Source organism: Inquilinus sp. (genome assembly GCF_039594555.1).
In the GTDB taxonomy this organism is placed as follows: Bacteria; Pseudomonadota; Alphaproteobacteria; order DSM-16000; family Inquilinaceae; genus Inquilinus.
On sequence record NZ_JBCNNF010000638.1, the window covers coordinates 1 to 2,544 of the forward strand.

General features: G+C 70.5%; 3 protein-coding genes and 1 pseudogene. 3 read left to right on the forward strand and 1 reads right to left on the reverse strand.

From position 1 onward, the window contains the following. Window positions 1-257 (forward strand): annotated as a pseudogene (locus ABDW35_RS35365) (phytanoyl-CoA dioxygenase); the annotation flags it as partial. Window positions 258-546: 289 nt separating this feature from the next. On the opposite strand, the gene ABDW35_RS35370 reads toward ABDW35_RS35365, so the two are convergent. Then, window positions 547-1,407, reverse strand: coding sequence for a helix-turn-helix transcriptional regulator (locus ABDW35_RS35370; RefSeq protein ID WP_343718520.1), 861 nt, complete (start codon window positions 1,405-1,407; stop codon window positions 547-549). Between the two features lie 112 nt (window positions 1,408-1,519). On the opposite strand from ABDW35_RS35370, the gene ABDW35_RS35375 reads away from it, so the two are divergent. Together ABDW35_RS35375 and ABDW35_RS35380 are read left to right on the forward strand one after the other, a co-directional pair. Beyond that, window positions 1,520-2,341, forward strand: coding sequence for an SDR family NAD(P)-dependent oxidoreductase (locus ABDW35_RS35375; protein WP_343718521.1), 822 nt, complete (start codon window positions 1,520-1,522; stop codon window positions 2,339-2,341). 51 nt (window positions 2,342-2,392) lie between these two features. Beyond that, on the forward strand, window positions 2,393-2,544 hold a 152-nt coding region (locus ABDW35_RS35380), incomplete at its 3' end, for an SDR family NAD(P)-dependent oxidoreductase (RefSeq protein ID WP_343718522.1).

The following is a 2,544-nucleotide window of genomic DNA, read 5'->3' on the forward strand; positions in this document are numbered from 1 at the left end:
GCCTGCTGGCGCACGGCATCCGCCCGAACCGGTCGCAGGACCGGGTGCGGATGGCGCAATACATCTCGATGACCCCGGCCGATGAGGGCAATGCCGAGCTGCGCGAATGGCGCGTCCAGTCCTGGCGCGACCGCGAGCCGCCGAAGGGCTACGCCTTCCCGGGCGACCCGCGGGAATGGGAGAAGACCCGCTACGAGCGCGCGGCGCTGACCGAGCTGGGCGAGAAGCTGCTCGGCCTGGCCTCCTGGGACGAATGAGGGATACACCCCCACCACGGGGCGAAACCCTTATTGTCATTGCCGGGCTTGCCCCACGGCTGTCCGGTTGAGGAAATATCGCAACTAAGGCGTGTTTATCTCGGGTTCCTATTCTATTTATTGTCGTCCTCGGGCTTGGCCCGAGGATCCAGGGGCTTTCAAGAACCGCTCTCGGTGGCCCCTGGATTGCCGGGTCAAGCCCGGCAATCCAGGGGCCACCCAGAGCGACCTCGATATCTTCTGGATGCCCGGGTCAAGCCCGGGCATGGCAGTCAAAAGAAACTCCCGACTACTCCGCGGCCACGGCCTTGGTGTGCAGCAGCCGGCCCAGCTTGGCGATGGTGTCGGATTCGGCCAGCGGGACATAGACGACCATGCGCCGGTCGGTGCCGTCGTCGAAACGCATGGCGGTGTGCTCGAACACCATCGGGCCCGCCACCGGGTGACGGATGCGCTTGCGGCCGGACAGGTGCGGCATCACCTCGTGCCGTGGCCACCATTCCCGGAACTCCGGGCTCGCCTGCATCAGATGGGCGACCAGCCGTTCGAACTCCGGGTCGCCGGCGTATTTGGCGCTGTCGGCCCGGAACTGGGCCAGGGCCGCCCGTGCCACCGCCTCCCAATCCGCCAGCAGCCGCCGATGCCCCGGATCGGTGAAGATCATGCTCATGGTGTTGCGCGCATCGTCCCGCAGCACGCCATAGTCGCCGAACACCACCTCGGCCGCGCGGTTCCAGGCCAGCACGTCCCAGCGCCGGCCCAGAACCTGGGCCGGCTGGTCGGTCAGGCAGTCGAGCATCCGGCGCAGCGGCTCGCAGACCTCCTCCGGCGCCTGCGCCCGCTCCTCCGGCGCCGGTCGTCCGGCCAGGACGAACAGATGTCGCCGCTCGGCCGAATCCAGTCGCAAGGCCCGGGCCAGCGCCGCGAGCGTCTCGGCCGAGGGCCGCACGTCGCGCCCCTGCTCCAGCCAGCTGTACCAGGTGGCGCCCACGCCGCCGAGCAGCGCCACCTCCTCGCGCCGCAGGCCCGGCGTCCGCCGCCGCGACCCGTCGGGCAGGCCGACATCGCGCGGCGCCAGCCGCTCGCGCCGCGATCGCAGGAAGGCGCCCAGCTCGCGCCGCCGCCCCGCATCCGGGGCCGGATCGATCACCGTCATCCCCTCAGCATATCAGTATCGATACCAGGATAAACCCGGTCCTGTTTACCGCCCGGGACAGCGTCCATCTTCCTGTCGACGGACGGGCAATGGAGGAGTCCGAAACATGGACCTGAACGGCAAGACCATCCTGATCACCGGTTCGACCGACGGCGTGGGCCGCTGGGTCGCCCGGCGGCTGGCGGCGGCTGGCGCCCATGTGCTGCTGCACGGCCGCAGCCAGGAGCGCGGCCGGGCGGTGCTGGAGGCGATCCGCGCCGAGGGCGGCAGCGCCGAGTTCCTGCCGGCCGACCTGTCCTCCCTGGCCGAGGTGCGGCGCCTGGCCGAGGCCGTGCTGGCACGGCGCGACCGGCTGGACGTGCTGATCAACAATGCCGGCATCGGCACCGGGCCCAGCCCGCGCCGCGAGGCCAGCGCGGACGGGCACGAGCTGCGCTTCGCCGTGAACTACCTCGCCGGCTTCCTGCTGACCCGGCTGCTGCTGCCGGCGCTGCGGCGCGCCGCCCCGGCCCGGATCGTCAACGTCGCCTCCGCCGGGCAGCAGGCGATCGACTTCGACGACGTCATGCTGGCCCGCGGCTACAGCGGCGTCCGCGCCTATTGCCAGAGCAAGCTGGCGCAGATCCTGTTCACCTTCGACCTGGCCGGGGAGCTGGCGGGCAGCGGCGTCACGGCGACCTGCCTGCATCCCGCGACCTATATGGACACCACCATGGTACGGCAGAGCGGCACTTCGCCGATCAGCACGGTCGAGGAAGGCGGCGAGGCGATCCTCGCCCTCGCCGTTTCCCCCGATCTCGAGGGCGAGAGCGGAGTCTACTTCAACGGCAGGCGGCCATCGCGTCCGTTGGCCCAGGCTGAGGATCCGCGGGCGCGGGAACGGCTGCGCGCCCTGAGCGAACGTCTCACCGGGATCGGGCCGGCCTAGCGCCGCGCCTCTTCCTCCCAGCATCGCATTTACCAACGGATGGAGATCTCCATGTCCGCAACGCAGACCCATGCCTTCGTCATCGGCGGTTCCTCGGGAATCGGGCTGGCCACGGCCAAGCGGCTGCAGGCCGATGGCCTGCGCGTCACCATCGCCGGCCGGGACCCGGGCAAGCTCGCCGCAGCCTCGGCCGAGGTTGGCGG

Coding starts and splice junctions, on each gene's coding strand:
- ABDW35_RS35375 (WP_343718521.1), top strand. CDS start 1,520: ATGGACCTGAACGGCAAGACCATCCTGATCACCGGTTCGACCGACGGC.